This is a genomic window from Azospirillum brasilense (assembly GCF_005222205.1).
GTDB lineage: Bacteria > Pseudomonadota > Alphaproteobacteria > Azospirillales > Azospirillaceae > Azospirillum > Azospirillum brasilense_G.
In genome coordinates this window covers 1521776-1541124 of the sequence record NZ_CP032346.1, presented here as the reverse complement: position 1 = coordinate 1541124, position 19349 = coordinate 1521776, and the positions used below count along the sequence as shown (strand labels likewise).

11 protein-coding genes are annotated in these 19349 nt (G+C 65.8%); 7 read left to right on the top strand and 4 right to left on the bottom strand.

Annotated elements, in window-relative coordinates; genetic code table 11:
- Nucleotides 1-87: 87 nt before the first annotated feature.
- The 7 genes from gyrB (at nucleotide 88) to D3869_RS20930 (ending at nucleotide 15669) form a co-directional block, all read left to right on the top strand.
- Nucleotides 88-2571 (top strand): DNA topoisomerase (ATP-hydrolyzing) subunit B, encoded by a 2484-nt coding sequence (gene gyrB, locus D3869_RS20960; protein ID WP_103041458.1) that lies wholly within the window; start codon nucleotides 88-90, stop codon nucleotides 2569-2571.
- Between the two features lie 605 nt (nucleotides 2572-3176).
- Nucleotides 3177-7268, top strand: a complete 4092-nt coding sequence (locus tag D3869_RS20955; RefSeq protein ID WP_137141743.1) for a hypothetical protein — start codon at nucleotides 3177-3179, stop codon at nucleotides 7266-7268.
- Between the two features lie 25 nt (nucleotides 7269-7293).
- Nucleotides 7294-11937: a tubulin-like doman-containing protein gene (locus D3869_RS20950; protein WP_137141742.1), complete on the top strand. Its 4644-nt coding sequence runs from the start codon at nucleotides 7294-7296 to the stop codon at nucleotides 11935-11937.
- Nucleotides 11938-12161: 224 nt separating this feature from the next.
- Entirely contained in the window at nucleotides 12162-13208 is a 1047-nt protein-coding gene (locus D3869_RS20945) for a sigma 54-interacting transcriptional regulator (RefSeq protein ID WP_137141741.1), read from the top strand.
- A gap of 157 nt (nucleotides 13209-13365) precedes the next feature.
- Nucleotides 13366-13941: a GNAT family N-acetyltransferase gene (locus tag D3869_RS20940; protein WP_247895819.1), complete on the top strand. Its 576-nt coding sequence runs from the start codon at nucleotides 13366-13368 to the stop codon at nucleotides 13939-13941.
- Between the two features lie 188 nt (nucleotides 13942-14129).
- Nucleotides 14130-14351, top strand: coding sequence for a hypothetical protein (locus tag D3869_RS20935; RefSeq protein WP_137141740.1), 222 nt, complete (start codon nucleotides 14130-14132; stop codon nucleotides 14349-14351).
- A 223-nt stretch (nucleotides 14352-14574) separates the two neighbouring features.
- Nucleotides 14575-15669: a TRAP transporter substrate-binding protein gene (locus D3869_RS20930; protein ID WP_137141739.1), complete on the top strand. Its 1095-nt coding sequence runs from the start codon at nucleotides 14575-14577 to the stop codon at nucleotides 15667-15669.
- A gap of 64 nt (nucleotides 15670-15733) precedes the next feature.
- Here the strand turns inward: D3869_RS20930 and D3869_RS20925 are convergent, their stop codons facing one another.
- The 4 genes from D3869_RS20925 to D3869_RS20910 all read right to left on the bottom strand — a co-directional run bounded on the left by D3869_RS20925 (nucleotide 15734) and on the right by D3869_RS20910 (nucleotide 19286).
- Nucleotides 15734-17404, bottom strand: a complete 1671-nt coding sequence (locus D3869_RS20925; RefSeq protein ID WP_137141738.1) for a cation acetate symporter — start codon at nucleotides 17402-17404, stop codon at nucleotides 15734-15736.
- Nucleotides 17401-17712, bottom strand: coding sequence for a DUF485 domain-containing protein (locus tag D3869_RS20920; protein WP_137141737.1), 312 nt, complete (start codon nucleotides 17710-17712; stop codon nucleotides 17401-17403). Before D3869_RS20920 ends, D3869_RS20925 begins: the two co-directional genes overlap by 4 nt.
- Before the next feature lie 231 nt (nucleotides 17713-17943).
- Nucleotides 17944-18726: a phytochelatin synthase family protein gene (locus tag D3869_RS20915; RefSeq protein WP_137141736.1), complete on the bottom strand. Its 783-nt coding sequence runs from the start codon at nucleotides 18724-18726 to the stop codon at nucleotides 17944-17946.
- Nucleotides 18727-18773: 47 nt separating this feature from the next.
- Nucleotides 18774-19286, bottom strand: a complete 513-nt coding sequence (locus tag D3869_RS20910; RefSeq protein WP_137141735.1) for a hypothetical protein — start codon at nucleotides 19284-19286, stop codon at nucleotides 18774-18776.
- Between the last annotated feature and the right edge of the window lie 63 nt (nucleotides 19287-19349).

The window sequence follows — 19349 nt, the reverse complement described above, 5'->3', positions numbered from 1 at the left end:
CCTGAAAAAGGGCTCAAAAGCCCAGAAAATCACCCACCGAAGTACGGTATTCCGCCGAAACCCAACGCAGTCTGCTATAGTCGAACCATGGCACAGGAAGCACTGAAGAACGACCTCCCGCAGCAGGATTACGGCGCGGAATCGATCACCGTCTTGCGCGGGCTGGACGCCGTGCGCAAGCGTCCGGGCATGTACATCGGCGACACCGATGACGGCTCCGGACTGCACCACATGGTCTACGAGGTCGTGGACAACGCGATCGACGAGGCGCTGGCCGGCTACTGCGACGCGGTCGTGGTGCAGCTCAACGCCGACGGTTCGGTCACGGTGCGCGACAACGGCCGCGGCATCCCCACCGACATCCACTCCGAAGAGGGCGTGTCGGCGGCGGAGGTCGTGATGACCCAGCTCCACGCCGGCGGCAAGTTCAACCAGAACTCCTACAAGGTGTCGGGCGGTCTGCACGGCGTGGGCGTGTCGGTGGTGAACGCCCTGTCGGAGACGCTGGAGCTGCGCATCTGGCGCAACGGCCGCGAATGGTTCATGCGCTTCCGCCACGGCGTCGCCGACGAGCGGCTGGCCGACATCGGCGCGGCCCCGATGGTCGACGACGGCAACGGCGGGCAGAAGCCGCTCTCCGGCACCGAGGTCACCTTCCTGCCGTCCAAGGACACCTTCACCAACACCGAATTCGACTTCGCGACGCTGGAGCACCGGCTGCGCGAGCTGGCCTTCCTGAACTCCGGCGTGCGGCTGGTGCTGACCGACGCCCGCGGGGTGGAGCCGAAGGTCCAGGACCTGCACTATGAAGGCGGGCTGGAAGCCTTCGTGAACTGGCTCGACCGCTCCAAGGTGCCGCTGCACAAGCCGGCGATCTCGATCAAGGCGGAGCGCCCGACCGAGCATGGCGGCGTGGTTACCGTGGAATGCTCGCTCCAGTGGAACGACAGCTACCACGAGACAACCCTCTGCTTCACCAACAACATCCCGCAGAAGGACGGCGGCACCCACCTCGCCGGCTTCCGCGCGGCGCTGACGCGGGCGATCAACAACTACGCCAACGAGTCGGGCATCGCGAAGAAGGAGAAGGTCAACCTCTCCGGCGACGACGCGCGCGAGGGGCTGACCTGCGTCCTGTCGGTGAAGGTGCCCGACCCGAAATTCTCCAGCCAGACCAAGGACAAGCTGGTCTCCTCCGAAGTCCGCCCGGTGGTCGAGGCGGTGGTGGGCGAATGCCTCGCCCAGTATTTCGAGGAGCATCCGGCGGACGCCAAGCGCGTCGTCCAGAAGGTGGTCGAGGCCGCCGCCGCCCGTGAGGCCGCCCGCAAGGCGCGCGAGCTGACCCGGCGCAAGGGTGCGCTCGACATCGCCTCCCTGCCCGGCAAGCTGGCCGACTGCCAGGAGCGCGACCCGGCGCTCTCCGAACTCTTCATCGTGGAGGGCGATTCGGCGGGCGGCTCGGCCAAGCAGGGCCGGTCGCGCCAGTTCCAGGCCATCCTGCCGCTGCGCGGCAAGATCCTGAACGTGGAACGGGCGCGCTTCGACAAGATGCTGTCCTCGGCGGAGATCGGCACGCTGATCGCCGCGCTGGGCACCGGCATCGGGCGCGACGAGTTCAACCCGGACAAGACGCGCTACCACAAGATCATCATCATGACCGACGCGGACGTGGACGGCAGCCACATCCGCACGCTCCTGCTGACCTTCTTCTTCCGGCAGATGCCGGAGCTGATCGAGCGCGGCTACCTCTACATCGCCCAGCCGCCGCTCTACCGCATCAAGCGCGGCAACGCCAAGGAGCGGTACCTGAAGGACGACCGGGCGCTGGAGGAGTATCTGATCGAGGCGGCGCTGGGCGACCTGTCCGTGCGCCCCGCCGACGGCTCCCTGCTGACCGGCGAACCGTTGCGCGAGATGGTTGAGCAGGCCCGCGGCGCCCGCCTGCACATCGAGACGCTGGCCCGCAAGGCCGGCAACCTGTCGGTGGTCGAATCGGCGGCGGTGAGCGGCGCCCTGTCGGTCGCGCTGTCGCAGGACACCGCCCAGGCGCAGCAGGCGGCCGAGGCGGTGGCCGCCCGGCTGAACGCGCTGGACGTGGAAGGCGGCTGGCGCGGCGAAAGCCTGCTCCAGGGCGGCTACGCTCTGGTGCGGACGCGCCGCGGCGTCACCCACCGCCACCATCTGGACGCCGACCTGCTGAAGAGCGCCGAGGCCCGCAAGCTGGACGCCATCGCGGCGGACCTGAAGCGCGTCTACGCCGAGCCGGGCCGCGCCTTCGAAAAGCAGAAGGAGAGCCGCAGCCTGACCGGCCCCGTCGCCCTGTTCGATACGGTGATGGAGTTGGGCCGCCGCGGCGTGACGATCCAGCGCTACAAGGGCCTGGGCGAAATGAACCCCGACCAGCTCTGGGAAACCACGCTCGACCCGACCAAGCGCTCGCTGTTGCAGGTGAAGGTCAACCACGCCGATCAGGCGGAGGAAGTCTTCTCCACCCTGATGGGTGACATCGTCGAGCCACGCCGTGAGTTCATTCAGGAGAACGCCCTGAAGGTCGCCAACCTCGACGTGTAAACGGCTCTTCTGGTCGTTAACGCAAAGCCTGAGGAGCCGAACTCGATGATTGAGAAGTTTCACTCAATGATTGAGAAAGGCTGAGATCAAGCGAAGCTGGAGCTTGATCGAACAGACGCAGAAGGGGGCGGATCCAACCGGGTCCGCCCTTTTTCATGAAGCCCACGCCCCACGCATGGAACCGGGGCTGGCGCCCCGCCCCATCTGCGGCCGAGCCTAAGCATTGACAGATGGCGGCCACGGATACCTGGTGAGGGAGCGTGAACGCTCTGGTGTGGCCGTGTGGGCGTTGCAAGCGTCCACAACAGGCCTGGATGGGGGCGTTGTCGTCGTCCAGGAGCCGATGGGAAAGGAAGCGCTCACGCAGGGACAGCCAACCGCGGCGCGGGGCGGGTGAGTGGCTGGTCCACAAGCATGGGGCCGAGCGCCGGCGCGCCTGGAAGAAGCTGAGCCTGCATCTGTCCAGACTGTTCACCCCCGCTGTTCAGTGGACAGGTGCGCCGACGTCCCCGGAACGAAATTCCCTTCTGAATCAAGCATTCCCCAAATGGCCTGATTCCTGCTGAAGCACCGCCGGTCCGAAGGATGGGAAAGGGGGCTTCGCCATGCAGCGAACCTTGCGGTCGTGGCTTGTCGGGGGAATGGCCAGAGGGGTGGTCACGGTTCTGGCGGTGACGCTGGCGCTGGTGACGAGCGCTGCATCGGCACAGCACACGCTTCCGCCCATCGACATGTTCGTGTTCCTGGACAATTCCAAGACGGTGTTCACCGGCGCTCAGGACGGCCCGAACCAGCGGCTGAGCGAAATGCTCAAGACGGCTTTCGCCCTGCCCATCGACGGAACGCGGACCTTCGTCAGCAGCGGCGACCGGGTGTCGCTCTACACCTTCGGACGGCAGGTCCTGCCCTTGGCGGAGCGGGTGGACGGCGGCAATGTCAGCGCGCTGAACAGCGCTGTGGATCGCTTCCGGGACGCCATCACCCCCGACCGGGTCACCGATTTCGCCCCGCTCCTGCGGTTCATCGCCAGCATGCCCGGCCTCCAGGACCGGTCGGAAAACCGGCTCAAGATCCTGCTGATCGCCAGCGATTTCGTCCACGACCCGTCCAATCAGGCTGAAAACAACAAAAACACCGGCGTTTGCGACCTTCTGAAGCAGTATAAGACGAACCAGAAGACGGCGATCGCCCCGGACATGGACGCCGTGCGGAAATCCATCGCCGTGCCGCCCGACTCCGACCAGCTGCCGGTCCATGTCGGTCTGTTCGTGGTGCAGCCGTCCGAAACGGACTTCGCCGACACCTCCAGGATCTATCGGGACTGCGCCCTGGAGACGGTGCGCCTGCGCCCCGTGGTGCAGAGCCTTGAGAAAGACCTGAACGCCCAGACCATCGAATACGCGGACGCTTCGAAGAGTCTCGACCAGTTCGCCAAGGACTTCGTGGACGGCGTGCTGCGCGCGACGCGACCGCGGCTGGCGATCCTGAACGGCACCTGCCGTCCCCGCGGCATCGAGGGGATGACCTGCTCCGTCACCGTGCGCAATCCGGGCCGGGTGCCCACCCACCTGCGTTCCGTGGCGCTGTACGACCGCCTGGAGGGCTCCGCACTGGCGACCATTCCAGTCGACCGGAGCATCAATGCCGACGCGGCGGACACCATCGAACTGCGGGTCCCGACCAACGAGGCGCGCGCGCTTCTGGCCGCCTCCACCCTCTACGCCGGGCTGGACAGCGACGGGCGCGGCGCGGCGGTGCGGGCGAAGCTGGAGCGCACCGCCGGGGGCGGGCTCGGGATCACCGAGGCCAAGTCCGAACGGCGCACCGCCGGCCAGCCGGCCAGCCTGACCCTGTCGCTCGCCAATCCTCAATCGGACCCCCGGACCGTCCGCCGGCTCGTCTTCTACGCAGCCGCCTCCGGCGGGTCGCCGCTGGGGGAGATCGAACCGCCGCAAGCCACGGAACTGGCGCGGGGGGCGACGCACATTCTGACCGTCACGCTCACACCCGTGCTCGATGCCGCGCTCGACCGCGGAATCCTCCATGTGGCGGTGCAGTCTCGGGACGGTGAAGGCGTGAACGATCCGGAATCGGCGCGTGTGCCGGTCCAGTATGGGCGCCCGGCGCCGTTCCAGATCGCGGGCGCGCAGGCGCGTCCGCAGGATGGCCGGGTGATCCTCGACATCGACATCGTATCGCCCGGGCTGCCGGCCCGGCCCGTCCGCAACATCCTGTTTTACGACGGCGGCACGCCTCTGGCACCGGTCGAGGCAGGGCCGCCGCCGGTCGATGTTCCAGCCGGCAGCCGCCGGAAACTGTCGGTCACCCTGCCCGACAACGCCGTGCATGCCCTGAACGGCAACAGGCTGTCGGTGGCGGTGGACGACGTGGCCAGCGGCCGGGCGTCGCAGAACAGGCCGGTCACGCGCCCGGCATCGACGGCTTCCAGCCTGCGGATCGGCGGTCTGCGTTGGCCCGAGACGACGGAATCCGGCCAACTGCGCGCCCGCATCGTCGTCGTCAACGACAACTCCGTCCTGCAGGAGACCCTCTCCGCGGTGGCGCTGCTGGGTCTGAACGGGGAAAAGGTGCTGAGGCCGGTCGATCCGCCCCAACCCATCGCCCCCAACGGGTCGTCGGAAGTGTCCCTGGCCCTGGATGGCGGTGACTCCCGCATCCTTTCCATCCTGCGGCAGCCGCGTTTCGGCATGCACGCGGTCAACGACAACGAAATTCCGGGGCCGGAGACCAACGATCTTCCGACCCCGTCCTACCAACCCCTGGAACTGATGTCCGGAACCTTCAAGCCGAACGACAAGGGCTTCCTGGAACTGCATCTCGACATCAGGAATCCGTGGCTGGTCCAGAACCAGCTGAAGGAAGTGCGGATGTTCAGGAAGGGGGAGCGGCGCGAACTGGCCGAACCTCTCCAGTTTCCGTCGGCCATGTCCATCCCCGGCCTGTCCCAGGAATCCGTTCGCATTCCCTTCAACAAGGAGTTCATGGGCAAGCACAGCCCGCACCTCGATCAGAACGTCGTGCTGGTCGAAGACAGCGGCCCGGGCACCACGGGGCGCACGGCGGGACGCGATTACCCGATCATCCCGCTGCCCTCCAAACCGCTGAAGACGCTGGATGGTGGGACGTGGACGGACCGGCTGCCGCTGATTCTGACGGTCACGGTGCAGAACGAGGCGGTCTACAACCAGACGCTGAGCCGGTTCCTGCTGGTCGGGGCCAGCGGCGGCCAACCCGTGTTCCACGACCCGCCCAACGGCATCGAGATCCGTGGCGCCAACCGGGACGGCGCCAAGGATGTGGCGACGCCCCTTCATGTGGGCATTCCCATCCACGACGAATGGCCGGAAAGCCTGCTTGTCGGGCAGGACCTGAAGGTCTGCGCCCTGACCGATCTCGACAGGTCCCAGAATCCGACGGCCTGTCCCGGGGGGTGGGCGACCGTCAGCCTGCCGGTTCCCAGGAAATTCGACGTTCAAATGAACAAGGAGCGGCCCTTCGATCCGCAACACCGCGATGTCTACATCGACGTGACGAATCCCGGAATCGTTCCCAACCTGCTGACCGGCTATGCCCTGCAATCGCCGGACGGCAAGCGTGACTTCACCCAGAAGACGCTGGAAACCCCGAAAACCGTGCGCGCCGGAAAGACGGAAACCCTGCCGATCCGGCTGACCGAAAAGGAAGCGCAGGAGCTTGCGGTGTCCCAGAATCTCCGGGTCGTTCTGCGGGACAAGACGTCCCTCAACCCGTCGGGCGCCCCTTCCGACCCTTCGGTGACGGTCAGCTCCATTCCGGTCTTCGATTTCGAGCAGGTCGATTTCAAAGCCACGCGGGTGCCGGCGCGGGAGCCCTACACCGCCATCAGCGCGGACATCACGATCAGAAACACCACCTCCCTGAAGCTGGGCCGCCAGGAATTCGTGGTGGACCTGCTGGACCGGGACGGACTGCCCCTGGGCGAGGAGGCACGGATCAGCATCGCGCATGATTTCTCAACCCCCCGGTCGAGCGTCACGACGACCGTCGCCTGGGGGCTTCCGGGCGATATCGCCCAATACGCGCCGGGCGCCATCCGGATCGCCGCCAAATCAAACGAACACAACGTCAAAACATACCCGTTCTCAGAGGATGACTCGTACAATCTGTCGCTCATTCTGATACCAGCCATCGCGGCGATCCTCGGCATCATGGTCGGCAGCGTCTGGATGCTGTTCCGCCGCGTCAGGCGTCATGGTTCGCTCAAGTCTCTGGCGACCCACGGGGCCGGGTTCTTCGAGCTGCTGAAGTCAGTGGGAGAACTTCTCGGTTCAGTCGTCCTTCTCCCGGTATCAGCATCCATCGCAGGGCTGTGGTTCCTGGGAGAGTTGGATCAGAAAGCTTGGCTTTCGATCTTTGCCATCGGGGCCGCCACGTTCGCCGGCATCACCTATGCCGCGCGCCTTGTCCGCAGGACGCACGTGAACGGGATCGCCGCGAGAGGGGAACAGGCGAAGGAAATGCCGGACATCATCCACTCCGTGGATACCCGCTTCGCCTTCGGAAGTCTGTGTCTGATCGCCCTCCTGCTGTTTGTGCTGATCCCGGTTGCCGCCAGCTACATACCGGTCGACCCACGATCGGTCGAGCATCACTGGGATTTTCGCGACACGCCCATCCAGACCGCCGCCAGCCGCTAAACTCCAGCCGACGAGAAAAAAGGCCATGAGCATCGACACGCAATTCGTGAAGCGGTTTCCGGCCCTGGTGATCGGTTTGGGCGGAACCGGCGTGCGCACGCTGCGCTATCTGCGTTGGCAGGCGGAAAACGGATCGGATTCCGGACTGCGGCGCATGTACGCCGACGGGCACCTGCAGCTATTGGCCATCGACACGGACTGGAAGGCCAACCGCGAGGAGGAGCTGGACGAGCATGTCGTTCCGCGCGCGTCCTCCTTCCGCGAGGGCGGCGCGAACGCCTTCGAGCGCCGCCTGCCGACCATCGAGCCGATCATCACCATCGGCACAGACGCCATCGTGCGAAGCGTCGATGCGCTCCGCCAGTCTCCGCGCCGGTCCGCCGGCATGCCCGGCGCCGCGGAAAGCCGAGACGACGAGTCCCCGGTGCCGGCGATCACGGAATGGCTGCCGTCGCTGAACCTCGAAGCGCTCAACGAGATGTCGCTGGGGCAGGCGCGGTACGAAGGGGCCGGGCAGTGGCGACCGCTTGGCCGCATCGGTCTGTTCACCGAGGCCCGCACCATCTACGACAAGCTTCGGGACTGCCACCAGAAAGTCCGGTCGGTGACGGAGCGCGCAAAGCCCGTGCGCGTGCATCTGGTCTGCTCGCTGTCCGGAGGAACCGGGGCCGGGATCTTCTGGGACGTCGCCTTGATGATGCGAAACATCGACCCGGAGTGCGAACTGACCGGTTCCTTCCTGATGGCCGACCCGTTCATCGCCAGCGACCGGGCGGAACGGGTGGAGGTGAACGCCTATGCGGCGCTGAAGGAACTGTCGGTCTACAAGAACTGGCGCCTCCGGCCCGACGAGATCTTCAAGGTCCGCTATCCCATCGGCCGCGAGGGGATGACCGTCCAGGCGCGGCGCGGCGACAGCAGCGTCTTCAAGTTCACCTACCTCTATCAGTCGTTCATGCCCGAGGGCGAGCCGGCGGTCATTCCCGACCTCGCCGCGACGACGATCCGCATGTCCTGCTTCCGCATGGCCGAAAACATCCTGGCGCAGTTGCGCCATGACGTCCGGGCGAAGCTGGACGAGGCGGCGGACAACGATAAGACCGACGTCAAATCCGCCCTTCGGTATCGGGAGCGGGGATTCGTCTTCTCCACCTCCGCGGTGACGTCCCTGGCGTTGGCCGAAACGGGAGAGATGGCCCGCACCCTTGAGGCGGCGATCCTGAACCGGCTGATCGACGACATCGGCACCCGCCGTCCGATCCGGGAATGCCGTCCGATCAAACTCGATCTCCTTCACGCGATTCCCACCGCGTCGGGCGGTGTTCCCGGACCGGAGCTTCCCGGAACGCCGGGCGGCCAGCTTTTTGGCGAAGAACGGACTCTTCGAAGGCTGGAAACGGCGTCGTTGGTGGGGTTGTGGCGGACAGCGGCGGTGGCCGGCGGTCCCCCGCAGTCCTGCGCCCGGATCGCCGGCATGCGCAAGGCGCTCGACGCCATGCAAGGCCGCATCGCCGAGCTGACCATTCGGCAGAAGAAACCTGACGAGCTCAGGGAGAACGCTCGGGAACTCTACGATCTTGTGGACGAGGCCCTGCGCCAGCCCTGGGCCGCCGCCATCGGAATGCCGGGGTGGAGTTCGGAATTGGGCGTCGCGGCGATCAAGGCGGAGTTGGACCCCATCGACCTTTGCACGGCCGAGCTCGACGAATTCTGGACCCCGCTCGCGAGGGCTCTGGCCGCGCTTGGCGACGGGCTGGAACGCGACACCGCCGTGCTGGACGACGAAGGGCTGACGCTGCTGCGTGCCGCCGTGAAGGAACTCGATGACCGGCCTCCGCCGGACGATTGCGACGCCGTCACCCTCACGGCGCCGCCGTCGCTGATCCAGATGCGCATCGCGCTGGGCATCGTCAACGAGGGCCGCGACGCGGCTCTTATCCACCACCAGGAGACCTACGGCAGCGGGCCGCTGCACATCATCATGGGCACATTCCGCGAAAGGCTCGACGCCGGCCTGGCCGACGCCGCGCGGCAGGTGCTGGACCCGGCCAGCTGGTCCGGGCGGGTCGAACAGTATCTCTACCGGAACCGGGAACGGCTGGCCGGGGACATCCGCCGGGTTCTGGAGGTCCATGATCGCAACCACCGTCTGCTGACCGACCGCGGGGACGACCTCCGCACCTATGGGGTTCAGGTCCTCCGCGACCCGTTCATCCAGATCAACCGGCATGCCGAACGTTTCGACCGGATGATCGCGCCCCTGCCGGACTCGTTGCACGCGCTTCTGAACGACAGTCTTCCCGATCGGATCGAGGCGCTGCTCGGCGATCTCAACCAGCTGTTCGTCCGGGATGCGCTGCGGGAAGAATGGAAGGTGCGCACCCATTTCCAGGACAGCGCGTCGCGTCGCGCCGTCTGGAAGGCGTTGATGAAAGACGTCGTCGCCGCAACGAAGCACAGGCAGGACCCGCAAGACGCTCCCACATCTCCGCTGGTGCATGTGCTGGCGGAATTGCTCGACCGCCATTTCCTGCGCCCGGGCGGTGCCGGCCATCGGATGGACGCGATCCGGGACAAGACGGAATTCGAGCACCTCAAGGCGCTTGCCCGGCTGTATGCCAATGGGTTCGTCCGTTTCTGGTCCGAGCAGGAAGCGTTCATCATCGCACGGCTGAACGGCGACAAAGGGCTGGAGGAGCTGATTGCGCGCTGCCGCAGCGCGGTGTTCAGCAAAGGCTCCGTGGCTCCGACCATACAGCAGGCCAAGCTGGTCATCGGCAAGCCCCAGATCAGCCGCTCCCTGTCTCTGGCGCGGGGGGAGTCGGACCGCAACGCCCTTATGAACCGCTTGAAGACGGCGGCACAGAAGGTCCTGAACATCACGCCCACCTTCACTGAAGAGGCGAGCCCGGTCCCGATCATCTATTACGAGGAGCTGTACCGCCCCGGCGCAGAGATTTCCGGCATCCAGCGCTACCACCGCCGCTATCGGGAGTCCGATGACCGGTTCCGCTCGCTGTACCATTTCCAACGGGGAGGCGAGGCGCTGGAAAACCTGATCCCGGACGAACTGTCACCCGATGCGGTGCTGTGCGGAAACAGGGGCTGCACCTTCGATCTGTCCCGCCTGCCGGACCGGGACGCGTTGATCTGTCCGGGCTGCGGCGGCCCGATCCTGAACCGCTGCGGCAATCCGTCGTGCGAGGTTGACGACCTGACCAGCCGGTTTCCGTCCGGCGCCTTTGGGACGAATGGACGCCCCATGGTCCGCCAATGTCCCGAATGCAAAGGCGAATTGAAGACCTATTGGTGGTTCTGCAAGGAGGCTGCGCACGGCCAGCGTCCGATTTCCATGCGCGAAACGAACTGTCCGCAATGCCTGGACGACTATGCCGCGGGACGCCGTCCGCTGTCGCAGGTCCAAATCCGCCATGACCGCGACCCGTTCGATTGCCCGGGATGCGTTTCCCACCGGCTGCCACCCCAAAAAAGAACCCGGGTTCCCGGCGCCCTCAGACGCTTTTTTTATGACGGTGTCTCCGGCAGCGAGCGGCACGAGTTCGACCGCCTTATCGAGGAGCATCATCTTCCCGAGATCCGCTGTCCAAGCGCGGACGCGCCGGACCATCTGCTGTTTCCTGCCCTTGAGATGAAGGAAGACAGCCGGAAATGGCTGGACCATGTCCATCGCACCAAGGGAATGTTCAGCGCGGAGCAGGGCGTGCCTCAGACCCGGTTCAGCTGTTTCCACTGCGGCTATCCCGTTCCGGTGGCGGAAGCCGAGCAGGCATCGACCGGCAAGCCGGTCGCCTGCCGCCGATGCCTGCGTTTGCTGCAGCCGTGCCCCTATTGCTCGTCCAGCGACGGCACCCTGCTACGGCCCATGCCGAGCCCGATCGGTGCACCGCGCTGCCCACGCTGCACCAACCTGATGTTGCGCAACAGGGAGAAGCATCACCCGTACGCAGCGGAGGGTCTGGTGCGTCCGGGATTCTGCCGGAACCTGTTCTCCTGCGACGCCGGGGCGCGACCCTGGAGCACCGCCGCCGAATACGACCATGGCGACTGCCGGGCTTGCGTGGGCGGCGGGCATGTGCCGCTGCTGCCGTTCGACCAGCTGCTCAGGCATGTCAACGATTGTCCGGTCTGCCTCACCCTGCTGGGGCGGTGCGAGGACAACAGGTTCCAAGAACTCACGCGGGTGGGCCTGATGAGTCATTTCATAGGAAGGCCGCCGGAAAAACTGCCGCAATATTGCATGATCTGCGGTTGCCAACCCCGTCAGGTCCTTCTCTGGATGAAAAGCAGCGACTATTTCAGCGGCGGGGGAAATGCCATCACGGCGGAATCTCAGGAAAAGCTCAGCAAATTCTACAATGGCCCCGATTCCGTTCCGCAGATTCCGGCCGATTTCGGCATGGAGATACTCGAATCCCTGCTGGGGAATGAGACAGAGAGGCATCTCTACGAAAAATTGACCAAGCTGGAATTCATTCGTGATGGACAGTACGACCTGCCGACGATCGAAACCCAGATCGGCAGTCTGTTTCGGGGGTCTCACATCTCGGCCCGCATGGTTCGCTGCAAGCTGAAGGCGATGGTGCTGATGAGCGAGGAGGTGCGCTCACGCGAGCAGGCCTTCATTCTGGAGGAAGCAGGCTCGTTCTGATTCGGATCATCGCACCATGATTGCATTGGTCGTCATTCCTCAAGTGAAGACAAAGGATTGGATCGACCGCTCCTTGCATGCATAAGCATTCACCAAGCGTATGAACTGGATTTACGATCATCAATTTTGAAGAAAATCCTCCACAAACCTATGAGAAAGGTGGTATATAATTTTCACGCCCAGAATGGGCTGGCCTATCCTTTGAGAAGCAAGGGGAGAGGGCGGTGCCGCAACCAGCCATCCATTCCGAGTCCGGCGCCGCCGCTGCGAATGCGAACACGAACGCGCAGCCCGGAGCCGGGGTGCCCTGGGTGGCAGCTTCCGACGTCATGCGCCGGCTTCTCCATCAAGCCCAAGTCGTGGCCACCCGTCCCGGGGCGGTCCTGATTACGGGAGAAAGCGGAACCGGAAAGTCGCGCCTTGGCGAGGAGATCCATGCCGCATCGCCCCGGCGGTCCGGCCCCTTTCTGCGCCAGGGATGCGGGGAGTTCGATCTGGGCACGCTGGAAGCGACCCTGTTCGGACACACGCGCGATGCCTACACGTCGTCCCAAACGGACCAGCAGGGGCTGCTGGGAAAAGCCGACGGCGGTACGCTGGTGCTGGACGACGTCGATTGTCTTCCACTGCGCGCGCAGGCGGGGTTGCTGCGCTTTATGGACGATGGCGGATACTATCGCCTGGGTGAGCCTGGAAGATTGTTGAAATCCGACGTCCGTCTCATTCTGACGACCAACCACGATCTGGAAGCGCTGACCATCTCCGGGCAGTTCCGGCGGGATCTCTGGTTTCGTATGCGCCGCTGGCGTCTGCATGTTCCACCTCTGCGGGCACGCCGCGAGGACATCCGGGAACTGGCCCTTCATTTTCTTAAGGAGGCGCAGGAGGCGCAGGGCAGCTACTCCTTTCCCTGCCCGACCTTCGACGACGAGGTGCTGGAATTCCTCCAGATGCAGGCGTGGCCGGGGAACATCCGGGATTTGCATGACGCGGTGAAAAACATCGAGGCGTTCGGCGTGGCAAGGAACGGCTTTTACAGCTTGGCCACCGTCGCACACATCCTGTTCGATCACGAACGGAACTCCGGAGTCGAACTGTGGGAATCCAGGGCGACGGTCTCCGGCCCCAACAATGGTACGCTCGATGACGCCCAGGTGCGCCGGGTGCTTCAAATGACCGGGTGGAACATCAGCCTGGCAAGCCGCATCCTCGGGCGGTCGCGCACGACCCTTTACAAATTCATCAAGGACCGTGGCTGGCGGCAGCCTTGACCGGCCCCGTCGTCAAGAAGCACCATCCGGATTGCCTGACCGACCGGGTGGGCTTTCGCCCAGAGGCGATGGAGATCAGGGAACCGAGGTGGCTGATGACCTGCTTCCCTGAAACGCCTCCACCCTGAGTTGGAGTCCGTCAAGCAAGGAGACGGACATGAAGAAGAAAGGCTCCGCCCGTTTTGTATTTCGGACCTCCATGCCTTGGGAGTGGGCATCAATGATCCGCATAAGACCGGCAACCCCGTGCGATGCCCCTGCCCTGCCAGGAATCGAGCGCAGCTCCGGCGCGATCTTCCGGCACTGGGCGGGGTTGGAATGGATCGCCGACGACGACGTTCAATCGGAGGAGCAGCATCGCGCTCTGATCGCCGATGGCGTCGCGTTCGTCGCCGAGTTGGCGGGGCATGGCCCCACCGCTTTCCTGAACGGGGCGGTGATGCCCGATGCCCTTCACATTTGGCAGGTGGCCGTCCACCAGGACCGGCAGGGGCGCGGCCTCGGCCGGCAACTGATCGACGCGGCCCAGCGCCACGCCGTCGACCATGGCCTTCCCTGCCTGACTTTGACCACCTTCCGGACCGTGCCGTGGAACGAACCCTATTATCAAAGGCTTGGCTTCGTCACGCTGGATGACCGGCAACTCGGTCCCCGTCTACAGGCCGTTCTGGACGCGGAGAGACGGGCGGGGCTTCCCATCGCGCAGCGTTGCGCCATGCGGAAAACGCTCTGACGGCGGTCCGCCCTGCGCCCACAACGGCTTCTTGGAAAGCCCACGAAAGATTGCCGATACCGACAATTCGCCGCGCAAACGCTTGAGGCGGCTGTAATTTTATTGCTTCGCTGCGTTGCACAGTCAGCGTATCTGGTATTTGGCATGCCAGTGTACAGTCATCTCCATCAGAGACGAGGAGATGCACCATGGCTTACACCACCGCTTCGCACACCGATCATGACGGCGCTCTGTCGGGGATCGTCAAGGGCGTCCGCGCGTTCGTGAGCGCCTGGTTCGAAACCTCCGCCGCCTACATCGTCTATCGCGAGCTGTCGGCCCTGAGCAGGACGGATTTGGCCTCCCGCGGCCTGCGCCGCGAAGACATCGGCCGCGTCGCCATGGACCTGCCGACGCTGATGCGCGAGTGACCCGCGCTTGACCCTCGCCGGGTCGAGCGCTCGCCACGGCGGCGCGCGGTTCCGGGACGTGCGATCACGCTGCTGCGCGGTTCGCCCCGCGCTGTGACGCCCAGAACATGGAAAACGGAAGCGGGCGGAGCTGCGAGGCTCCGCCTTTTTCTTGTTGCGCGTCCCCTGGCGATGCAGAATCCCTCCCATAATCGAAAAGAATGGGAAGGGAGAGTCCCCCGCCATGAAACGTCGTTCCTTCCTCGCCAGCGCCGGCGTCGGGCTGGCCGCCAGCACCGTGGTCGCCGCCCCGGCCATCGCGCAGGGCCAGCCCGAAATCAAGTGGCGCATGGCGTCGAGTTACCCGAAAAGCCTCGACACCATCTTCGGCGGAGCGGAGCTGATCGCCCGCCGGGTCGCCGCCGCCACCGACAACAAGTTCCAGATCCGCACCTTCGCGGCGGGCGAGATCGTCCCGGCGCTCCAGGTGCTGGACGCCGTGCAGAACGGCACGATCGAATGCGGCCAGTCCGCCGCCTATTTCTACATCGGCAAGGACCCGACCTTCTGCTTCGACACCGCCATGCCCTTCGGCCTGAACACGCGCCAGCACATCTCCTGGATGATGCACGGGGGCGGGCTGGAGCTGATGCGCGAGCTGTTCCGGGAGCACAACATCTACAACATCCCCGCCGGCAACACGACGGCCCAGATGGGCGGCTGGTTCCGCAAGGAAATCAAGACGGTGGAGGACCTGAGCGGCCTCAAGATGCGGGTCGGCGGGCTGGCCGGGCAGATCATGGGCAAGCTGGGCCTCGTCCCGCAGCAGATCGGCGGCGGCGACATCTACCCGGCGCTGGAGCGCGGGACCATCGACGCGGCGGAGTTCGTCGGCCCCTACGACGACGAGAAGCTGGGCTTCCACAAGGTCGCCAAATACTACTACTCGCCGGGCTGGTGGGAAGGCTCCGCCCAGATCCCGCTGATGATCAACATCACCGCCTGGGAGCAGCTTCCGGAGTCCTACAGGACGATCCTGGAGCAGGCCTGCTGGGAGGCCAACACCTGGATGATCGCCAAGTACGACGCCGTCAACGCCGCGGCGCTGAAGCGTCTGGTCGCCGGCGGCGCACAGCTCCGCGCCTTCCCGCGCGACGTCATGATGGCCTGCGAGAAGATCGCCAACGAGCTGTATGACGAGCTGTCGGCGAAGAACCCGCGCTTCAAGAAGGTCTACGAGGCGTGGAAGCCTTTCCGCGACGAGGAGCGGCTGTGGTTCCGCGTCGCCGAGAACAGCTTCGATTCCTACGTCTACTCCCAGTCGGCGCAGCGCCGCTGAGGAAAGCGCGGCCCCTCCCCGTCCCGTCCCGGAATGGGGAGGGGCCGCTCCTCCGGTCACGCGGTCAGTGCGAGACCGCGCCGGCCGCCCCCAGGCCGGTTTCCGACCGGATGTACTGGTACTCGTAGGCCTTCGCCTCCGCCGCCGCCCGCGCGCTGCGGTCGGTGACCGAGAAGAGCCAGGTCGTCGCGAAGGCGATGACCATCGAGAACAGCGCCGGATGCTCGTAGGGGAAGATCGGCGCCGGGAACTTGAAGACGCTGACCCACACGGTCGGCCCCAGCACCACGAAGGCGACGCAGCTCACCAGACCGGCGAAGCCGCCGACGAAGGCGCCGCGCGTGGTCAGCCCCTTCCAGAAGATCGACAGGATCAGCACCGGGAAGTTGACGGACGCCGCCAGACCGAAGGCGAGCCCGACCATGAAGGCGATGTTCTGGTTCTCGAACAGCAGGCCCAGCGTGATGGCGATGACGCCCAGCGCCAGCGTGGCGAGGCGCGACACGCGCATCTCCGACGCCTCGGTGGCGTTGCCCTTCTTGAGGACGCGGGCGTAGAGGTCGTGGCTGACCGCCGACGCGCCGGCCAGCGTCAGGCCGGCGACCACCGCCAGGATGGTGGCGAAGGCGACCGCCGAGATGAAGCCCAGGAAGATGTTGCCGCCGATGGCCTTGGACAGGTGGATGGCCGCCATGTTGCCGCCGCCCAGGATCTTGCCCGCCGCATCCAGATAGGCCGGGTTGGTGCCGACGATGACGATGGCGAGGAAGCCGATGGTCACCGTCAGGATGAAGAAATAGCCGATGAAGCCGGTGGCGTAGACGACCGACTTGCGCGCCTCCTTGGCGTCGGGAACGGTGAAGAAGCGCATCAGGATGTGCGGCAGGCCCGCCGGTCCGCACATCAGGGCGAGGCTGAGCGACACCGCGGCGATGGGGTCGGCCATGGCGGCGCTGGGGCGCAGGATGGCGGCGTTCGCGGCGTGGGCGGCGACGGCCTGCTGGAGCAGCCGCTCCGGGTTGAAGCCGAACTGCGCCAGCGCCAGCCCGACCAGCACGGTGCAGCCGCCGAGCAGCATCACCGCCTTGATGATCTGCACCCAGGTCGTGGCGAGCATGCCGCCGAAGGTGACGTACAGGATCATCAGCACGCCGACCATCACCACGGCGTAGGTGTAGTCCAGCCCGAACAGGAGCTGGATCAGCTTGCCCGCCCCGACCATCTGCGCGATCAGGTAGAAGCAGACCACGGTCAGCGACCCGACCGCCGCCAGCGAGCGGATCGGCGTCTGCCCCAGCCGGTAGGAGGCCACGTCGGCGAAGGTGAAGCGGCCGAGGTTGCGCAGCCGCTCGGCGATCAGGAACAGCATCAGCGGCCAGCCGACCAGGAAGCCGATGGTGTAGATCACCCCGTCGAAGCCCTTGGCGAAGACCATGCCCGACAGGCCGAGGAAGGCCGCCGCCGACATGTAGTCGCCCGCGATGGCCAGCCCGTTCTGGAAGCCGCTGATGCCGCCGCCCGCGGTGTAGAAGTCCGACGCCGAGCGGGTGCGCTTCGACGCCCAATAGGTGATGCCCAGCGTGCCCGCGACGAACAGCAGGAACATGGCGATGGCCGTCACGTTGACCGGCTGGCGCTCCACCGCGCCGTCGATGGCGGCGGCCTGGGCGGTCCCCGCGACCAGCGCCGGCAGCAGCGCGGCGCAGGCGGAAGCGGGACGACGCGCGGCGCTCATCGGCCCACCTCGTTCAGCAGATCGCGGTTCATCGCGTCATAGCGGTTGTTGGCGCGCAGCACGTAGACGCCGGTCATCAGCGAGCAGAAGACGGTGATGACGATGCCGGCGGCCAGCCCGACCGGGAAGGTCATGCCCTCGGCCAGCGGGCGCGCCATCAGCTCGGGCGCCAGCGCCGAGGCGAACACGAAGGCGTAGTAGACCGCCAGGACGATCAGCGCCAGCCGCCAGCTGAAGCGCGCGCGGCTCGCCGTCATCGCGGCGAACTTCGGGTTGGACAGCACCCGCTCGTAAATCTCGTCGGACATGTTTTTTATCGCTTCTTCTTGAAACCCAGGCATTGCGCATCGCAGCAATACCCTGGACGCATGGCGGCAAGAAGCGAAATTAAATTTCTTGGCGCGCGAAATGACGAAAGATTCGCTCAAAATCCTTCGAAATTAACCGTTGGGAGGTTAATTATTAGCTACACTGAGGTTGATGTCTGGCCGCGGAATGCGACAACGGGTCGCGCTGCGACGCAACATGAGTCAACGCTGTTATCCCGCTGTCCGCCCCTTCGGCCGGGCATCCTTCAGGCGCACATGGATCAGGCCGCTGCCGGTGGGGTCGGAGCGGTCGGGCTTCACCATCGCCTCCAGCAGCTTCTCGTCGCTGGACCAGTAGGGCACGTACCACAGCCGGTCCACGTCCATGACCAGCACCCGGTGGGTCTCCGCGTCGTAGGCGCCGAGCGGTGCGATGTGGCCCACCGTGGCGTCGCCGGTCAGCGTGCCCTGGTCGTAGGCCAGCAGGATGATGTCGCTGTCATCGCGCTCATTCTCGTCCAGGATGCGCCGCAGCGCGCCCAGCGTCTCCGGCGAGGTGTCCTTCGGCCGGAAGACCTCCACCGTGGCGTCCAGGCCGAAGGCGTCCACCGACTTCTGGACCAGCCCGGCGAAATCGGCGAAGGACACGCCGTCCCCGTTCTCCGCGGTGGCCGCCTTCCAGCCGTCGTCGTCCACCTCGTTCAGCACCCGCGCCTGGGTGACCAGCCGGTTGGACGAGAGCGGCGGCAGGCCGCGCAACGCGTTGATCATCATCGCCACGCTGGCGACCGAGCAGGCGCTGCCGGTCTGCTGGGCCGTGTAGTAGGGCATCATCGCCCAGAAGTCCGGCGCCCCGGCGTTGCGCAGATAGCCGCGGTCCTCGGTCATCGGCACGGCGTCCGGACCGAACTTCGGCTTCGTCTCGCTCTGCGCATCCTGCGCCGCGGCGGGCGGCCCCGCCAGACAAGAGAGCGCGCACAGGGCCAGCAGGGCCGAGCGGAACGGTGCCTTCATCGCCGGCGTCTTCCTCAATGGTGTCACGGTGGATGCCTCTGCCGGCTCTATCCTGAGGGTGTGGGTCTGGGCGGAAGGCTCTGCGGCACGAGCGCCATGCAATTCTGCACGACCGCGGCGCAGGCGCCCAGCGACGACGCCCGGTAGACCAGCTGCTCGACGGCCCCGTTCCTCAAGGTGAAGGTCGCTTCGCACCGGTTGTCCACCACGTCGCCAGCCCGCGGAGGATAGTAGTCCCACGGGTCGTAGTCGAGCCCGCGATGGCGCCAGCCGGGATAGCCCCACGGATACCCCCATCCGTAGCCCACCGGCGGTGGTGGTGGGGCGTAGTAATCGATGGAGCCCGCGCGGTAGGTGAAGAACTCCAGGGCGCCGCTTGCCGCCTGCCGGTGCGGGACCCCGGCGCAGGAGAGCAGCGTTCCCTTGGGCATGCCGACCAGCGCGCTCTGGGCGGCCAGCGCGACGTCGGCCCGGGGATCGGCGCACCCCGCCAGCCCCCCGGTCGCGGCGAGCAGAAGGAGGACGGCGGACCGCCGCAAGGCGTGTGGACGCGGGAGCACGGGCGGAGCCTCCTTCCCCGGGGACCTATCCCGGAAGAACAAGCCTCCGCCCGCTTTTGATCC